Source organism: Microbacterium sp., from assembly GCF_026393345.1.
Taxonomy (GTDB): Bacteria; Actinomycetota; Actinomycetes; order Actinomycetales; family Microbacteriaceae; genus Microbacterium.
On sequence record NZ_JAPLAI010000071.1, the window covers coordinates 1 to 6366 of the forward strand.

General features: G+C 69.8%; 7 protein-coding genes. 1 reads left to right on the top strand and 6 read right to left on the bottom strand.

Going from position 1 to position 6366, the window contains the following annotated elements; genetic code table 11:
- The 5 genes from NT132_RS14115 to NT132_RS14135 form a co-directional block, all read right to left on the bottom strand.
- Positions 1 to 1818, bottom strand: a 1818-nt coding sequence (locus NT132_RS14115; RefSeq protein ID WP_297790150.1) for a cytochrome c biogenesis protein ResB, incomplete at its 3' end; no start/stop codon positions are given.
- Positions 1799 to 2536, bottom strand: coding sequence for a cytochrome c biogenesis protein CcdA (locus NT132_RS14120; RefSeq protein WP_297790152.1), 738 nt, complete (start codon positions 2534 to 2536; stop codon positions 1799 to 1801). The genes NT132_RS14115 and NT132_RS14120, both read right to left, overlap by 20 nt.
- Positions 2533 to 3138: a TlpA disulfide reductase family protein gene (locus tag NT132_RS14125; protein ID WP_297790154.1), complete on the bottom strand. Its 606-nt coding sequence runs from the start codon at positions 3136 to 3138 to the stop codon at positions 2533 to 2535. Before NT132_RS14125 ends, NT132_RS14120 begins: the two co-directional genes overlap by 4 nt.
- Positions 3135 to 3764 (bottom strand): histidine phosphatase family protein, encoded by a 630-nt coding sequence (locus NT132_RS14130; protein ID WP_297790156.1) that lies wholly within the window; start codon positions 3762 to 3764, stop codon positions 3135 to 3137. The genes NT132_RS14125 and NT132_RS14130 overlap by 4 nt, the downstream gene beginning before the upstream one ends.
- 58 nt (positions 3765 to 3822) lie before the next feature.
- Positions 3823 to 4341, bottom strand: a complete 519-nt coding sequence (locus NT132_RS14135) for a DUF6264 family protein (protein ID WP_297790158.1) — start codon at positions 4339 to 4341, stop codon at positions 3823 to 3825.
- 64 nt (positions 4342 to 4405) lie between these two features.
- Here NT132_RS14135 and aspS point away from each other — a divergent pair, with 64 nt between their 5' ends.
- Positions 4406 to 5749, top strand: coding sequence for an aspartate--tRNA(Asn) ligase (aspS, locus tag NT132_RS14140; RefSeq protein ID WP_297790160.1), 1344 nt, complete (start codon positions 4406 to 4408; stop codon positions 5747 to 5749).
- A 147-nt stretch (positions 5750 to 5896) separates the two neighbouring features.
- Here the strand turns inward: aspS and NT132_RS14145 are convergent.
- Positions 5897 to 6366 (bottom strand): HNH endonuclease signature motif containing protein (locus NT132_RS14145; protein ID WP_297790162.1); only part of this gene is annotated, 470 nt, incomplete at its 5' end.

Below are 6366 nucleotides of genomic sequence, written 5' to 3' on the forward strand. Positions count from 1 at the left end.
ACGACCGGGGGTGGGGGATGCGGGGGCTCCGGGCGTGGAATCGCTGGACGCGGGGGCGGCCTCGGCGGGAGCACTCGGCGCGGATGCGGAGAGGAAGACATCCGGCTCGGCGCGCAGGGCCTGCGCGTGCCGCTCGGTGAGCTGGGCGAGGGCCGCAGCGAGGGTCGGATCCTCGCCGCGGGCAAGGCCCGCGTACTCGATGCGGAGCTTGCCGTCGCGGGCGGCGACCTTGACCCACATCCGGCGGCGCGGCACGAACAGTGCCAGCAGCAGCCCGGCGAGGGCGAGCACCGCGAACAGCAGCACGAAGGGCGCCGCGACATCGTGGTGGATCGAGAGCGATACGTACCGCTTCACCGACTGCGAATAGTCACCGTCGGCGGCGTTCGCGTCTGCATCCGCCGGGGTGGCGTCCTCGAACGTGACGGTGCCGAGTCCGTTCGGCAGGTCGGTCGTCTCCCCCGGCATCAGCTGGATGGAGTCGACGCCGGTCTCGCCGCCGGTCAGCTGCTCCATGCCGGTGGGATCGAGCGTGTAGACCGAGCGCGCGGTGCCGTCATCGATGCCGAGGTCGCCCGCGTACACGTTCAGCGTCAGCATCGGCACGACGAGGTCGGGATAGATGGACGTCAGCGCACCGGTCTTCAGCTCCGCCATCGTCGGGTAGAAGAATCCGATGAGGCCCAGCTGGTCGGCGAGACCATCGGTGACCTTGACGACGCCGAGCGAGGTCATGTTCGCGGTCTGCGGCAGGAAGGCGACGGAGTCGTGGAAGACCACCGTGCCGTCGGGGTCGCGCACGGTGATGGTCGGGGCGTAGCCGTTGCCCATGAGGTAGATGCGGTCGGCGCCGACGTCGAGCGGGTGGTTGACGCGCACCTCGCCGTCGACGGCATCCTCCCCGGGACGGGTGGTGGCGACGTGCGCGACGAAGTCGCCGGCCTGACCCGACCCGACCTCGCCGTAGGGCACGTAGGAGACGTCGAACTTCTCGAGGTTCACCGAGTACGGCGTCAGCGTGTCGCCGTCGACGAGACGCCCCGGGTTGAACGAGGAGTAGAACGTGAGTGCGTTCGTGAAGGACGTGCCCTCGATGATCGCGCGCTGACCGGTGTACGTGTAGGCACCGCCGATGCCGACCGCGAGCAGCACGCCGACCAGCGAGATGTGGAACAGCAGGTTCCCGGTCTCCCGGAGGTAGCCGCGTTCGGCGGAGACCGACCGCGTACCCGTGCCGTCGTACCGCTCGACGCGGTAGCCGGAGGATCGCAGCTGCTTCTGCGCCGCCGCGATGGCGGTCTCGGCGGCCGCGTCCGCATCCGTCCCCGGCGCCAGGGGCACCGTCACGGCCGAGTGATGCTCGAGCCGCGACAGACGAGCGGGCGTCCGCGGCGGGCGGGTGCGGAGGGCCTTCCAGTGGTGCTGGGTGCGAGGGATCACGCAGCCGATGAGCGAGATGAACAGCAGGATGTAGATCGCCGAGAACCACGCGGATGCGTAGACGTCGAACAGCTGCATCCCGTCGAGGATCGGGAACAGATCGGGGTTCTCCGCCTTGAACTGGGTGACGCCGTTGGGGTCGGCGGTGCGCTGCGGGAAGATCGAGCCCGGCACCGCGGCGATCGCGAGAAGAAGAAGGAGCACGAGGGCCGTCCGCATGCTCGTGAGCTGTCGCCAGCCCCACCGCACCCAGCCGATGAAGCCGAGCCGGGGCGACGTGACGCCGTCATCGGACGCACCGGCCCCGTCACCGTCGACGTGATCGGACGGGCGGAGCGGATCGGCCTCCGCCGGCGTGTCAGAGCGCAGGTGTGACACCGGCGATCACCCCCTGCAGGTTGGACATGAGCACGTTCCACAGCCCCGTCACCATGAGCAGCCCCAGCGCGATGAGCAGCACGCCACCGATGATGTTGACGGCCCGGATGTGCCGGCGCACGAACGTGATCGACCGGGACGCCCAGCCGAAGCCGAGCGTGATGAGGACGAACGGGATGCCAAGCCCCAGCGAGTAGGCGAGGCCGAGGACTGCGCCGCGGCCGGCCGAGGCCTGGTCGAAGGACATCCCGAGGATGACCGCGAGGGTCGGGCCGATGCATGGGGCCCAGCCGAGCCCCATGGCGAGGCCCAAGAGCGGCGCACCGACGAGACCGAGGTTGCCCTTGACGGCCGGCTTGAGCGTCCGCTGCGCGAACCCGAACAGCCCGATGAAGACAAGGCCGAGCAGGATGATGACGACACCCATGATCCGGGTGATGACGTCCTTGTAGACGAACAGGAACCCGCCGAACGCGCCGCCGAGGATGTTCATCGCCATGAACACGACGGTGAACCCGGCGATGAACAGCAGCACTCCGCCGAGGAGCCGGCCGCGGCCCGCCGCCCCACCGCCCCGCGGGGCGACGGCGCCGCCGAGGAAGCCGAGATAGCCCGGGACGAGGGGCAGCACGCAGGGTGAGAGGAACGACACGAGGCCGGCCGCGATCGCGATAGGGATCGCGAACCAGAGCGCGCCGCCTTCGACGACCCCGGTCACGAGGTCTCCGCGATGGTGTCGCGGACGAGGGTCGTGAGGATGGAGGCGTCGGGCAGCTGCCCGATGATGCGGGAGGCGACGCGGCCCTGGGTGTCGAGCACGAGGGTCACCGGGACGGCGGTCAGCGGCACCGCATCCGCGAAGGCGAGAGTGACGTCGCCGTCGTCGACCGCGATGACGCTCGGGTAGGTGAGGCCGTAGGTCGTCATGAAGGACGCGGCGGTCGCGGGCTGGTCGTAGATGTTGATGCCGAGGAATGAGGCGTTCTGTCCCTCGAGGTCGTCGACGACCTCCACCAGGTCGGGCGCTTCCGCCCGGCACGGGCCGCACGCGGCGTACCAGAAGTTCACGACGAGCACCTGGCCGGCATAGTCGGCGCTCGACACCGCGGCGCCGGTCTCGGTGACGCCATCGAAGACGATGGGGTCACCGCGGTCGTCCGGTGCGGTCTCCAGCACCCGCGAGTCGCCGGCGATGAAGCCCTTGTTCGAGCCCTCCAGGTACTGGTCGGCGAGCGGGTCGTTGCTGCACGCGGCGAGGCCGGCAGCGAGGGTGAGGGCGAGCGCGACGGATGCGGCGCGGCGAGCGAATCGACGAGTCATACCGCCCCCACATCCACGGATCCGGCGGTGCTCGCCGGTTCCGCATAGCCCACTTCGTGCCAGTCGCCGGGGCCGCCACCGAAGCTCGTGACGCTGGAGAGCGTGCAGCGCCGGCGACGCGGGTCGTGGCGCAGCGGCTCGCCGGCGATGGCGAGGTGCGTGACCCAGATGGGCAACTGGTGGCTCACGATGACGACGTCCCCCGACGGGACGGAGTTCCACGCGTCGGCCATGGCGGCCTGCATCCGGGCGACGACCTGGAGGTACGGCTCGCCCCAGCTGGGAATCTCGGGGCGGCGGAGGTAGTGCCAGTTCGCGGGATTGCGCAGTGCACGCGACATGCGCTGACCCTCGAAGACGTTGGTGGGTTCGATCACGCGGTCGTCGATCACCGGTTCGATGCCGAACAGCTCGGTGAACGGCTCGGCCGATTCGCGGGTGCGCTGCAGCGGTGAGCAGACCAGCGCCGTGACCGGCCGGGTCAGGCGGTGGACGTAGCCGGCGGCCTGCCCGGCCATCTCTCGTCCCGCCGCGCTGAGCGAGAACTCCGGAAGCCGGCCGTACAGCACGCGGGTGGGGTTGTGGACCTCCCCGTGGCGCACGAGATGAAGGCGGTCGGCGGGCACCCGTTGATTTGACGTGTCTGTGGGATATGAGGACGCTGAGCGTCGGCTGGATGCGGCGTCAACCGATGGCGGAGCCCACGAGCCACGCACCGACGACCCAGGCAACCGCGCCGAGCGCGATGCCGACCAGCGGCACCCAGAAGCCGAGCCGTCGGCGCACGAGCAGCACGATCGTCGCGACGACGCCGAGGAGCCACACACCCCAGGGTGCAACCAGGGCAACCCAGAATCCGACGTTCATCTGGTCGTAGTCGCAGGTGCCGGAGCCGCAGGAGTCGGAGGCGAACGCGAGGAACAGGGCCAGCACGGACGCGAGCCCGGCCGCAGCGGCACCGACGACAAGCAGCACCACGCTCAGCACGATGTCCCACCCGCGGTGGCCGCGTGGCGACGGCTCGGTTGCCGTGGGGGCCGGGGCGGCGGCCGTGGGGGCCGGCGTGGGTGCCGGCGTCCCGGGCGGCGCGGACGGCGGCGCGGCGGGCGGGGAGCCCGCATCCGCCTCCGCATCCCCGACGCGGTACGCGGTCGGCGGCATCGTGTACACGTCGGGTTCGGCGTCGGGACGAGGTTCGCTCACGCCGCCATCGTAGGGCCGGGGCGGCCGTACTCCCCGCGCGGGCGCACACGTAGACTGGACTCTCGTGAGCGAACGCGTCTTGGTCAACCAGCTTCTGTCCCTTCCCGACGGCACCGTCTCGGTCTCGGGGTGGGTGGAAACGGTCCGCGACCAGAAGAAAGTGCAGTTCGTCATCCTCCGTGACGAGACCGGCGCCGTACAGCTGGTGAACCCGGCCACGCGCGAGCTGCCCGAGGACGCGGATGACGCCGCATCCGCCGCGCTCGCCCTCACCGAGACGATCTCGGGCCTCGCGAACGGCACGTTCCTCACCGTCACCGGTGAGCTCAAGCACGACGAGCGGGTGAAGCTCGGCGGCGTCGAGGTGAAGATCCACGCGCTCGACATCGCCGCGGCCGCGAACCCGGAGACCCCCATCGCCGCCGATTCCAGTGTCGACAAGCGGATGGACTGGCGTTTCCTCGACCTGCGCCAGCGTCGCAACAACCTCATCTTCCGCGTGCAGACGACGCTCGAGCACGCGATGCGCACGTACTGGGTGGAGCGCGACTACATCGAGGTCCACTCCCCGAAGCTGATGGCCTCGCCGTCGGAGTCGAACGCGGAGCTGTTCTCGCTCGACTACTTCGAGGACAAGACCGCCTACCTCGCGCAGAGCCCGCAGTTCTTCAAGCAGATGGCCCAGGTCGCCGGCTTCGGCAAGATCTTCGAGATCGCACCCGCCTTCCGCGCCGACCCCTCCTTCACCAGCCGCCACGCGACCGAGTTCACCTCGATCGACGCGGAGATCAGCTGGATCGACTCCCACGAGGACGTCGCCCGGATGCAGGAGGAGCTCATCCAGTTCGCCTTCCAGGCGGTCAAGGACAAGCACGGCGCCGAGATCGAGGAGCTGTTCGGCCTCGAGGTGCAGGTGCCGGCTGTCCCGTTCCCGCGCATCCCGCTCGCCGAGGCGCGCGAGATCGTCAAGGCTCGCGGCTACGACATCCCCCGCACCGACGGTGACCTGGACCCCGAGGGCGAGCGCCAGATCTCCGCCTACGTCGAGGAGACCTACGGTCACCAGTTCGTCTTCATCACGGACTACCACCCGGAGATCCGCGCGTTCTACCACATGCGTGACGCGGAGACCGGGCTCACCAAGTCGTACGACCTGCTCTTCAAGGGCGTGGAGATCACCACCGGCGCGCAGCGCGAGCACCGCGTCGACATCCTGATCGAGCAGGCCAAGGAGAAGGGTCTCGACCCCGAGCACCTGGACTTCTACTTCGACTTCTTCCGCTTCGGCGCTCCGCCGCACGGCGGGTTCGGCATGGGCCTCGCGCGGGTGCTCATGCTGCTGCTCGGCGAATCCTCGATCCGCGAGGTCACCTACCTCTTCCGCGGCCCGACCCGCCTCGCGCCGTAAGGCGTCAGCGGAACCGCCAACGGGCCGGAAGGATGCAGATCCTCCCGGCCCGTTCCGTTTGTCCAGGCGAATCGGAGCTGCGCCGCTGCGCCGACCTGCTGCCGTGCTGCCGTGCTGCCGTGCTGCCGTGCTGCTGGGCTCTGAGGGTCAGGCGGTGAGGTCGAAGCGGTGTCGGCCGCCGGGGCGTGGGGTTTGGGTGGGGTCGAGCCAGGGTGGGGGGATGAACCAGACGGTGGCGTTGGTGCCGGTGCCGTCGATGTGGATGTCCCAGCCGTCGTCGTGGATGCGGTGGTGGCAGGTGGTGCAGAGCAGGATGCCGTTGTTCAGGTCGGTGGGTCCGGTGTCTCGGTGCCACCAGCGGAGGTGGTGGACGACGGTCATGCCGGGTGGGGCGCCGCCGTTGGCGCAGCCGCCGTCGCGTTCGGTGAGGGCGAGTTTCTGGGCGGGGGTGAAGAGGCGTTTCGCTCTGCCCCAGTCGAGGATGTCGCTGTTCCCGCCGAGGACGCAGGGGATGATCTGCGCGTCCGCTGCCATCCACCGGGCGGTGGGGATGCTGACCGGGGCGGGGACCCCGTCGATGGTGGCCGACCCGGTCCCTGCCTGCAGGTCTTCGAGGG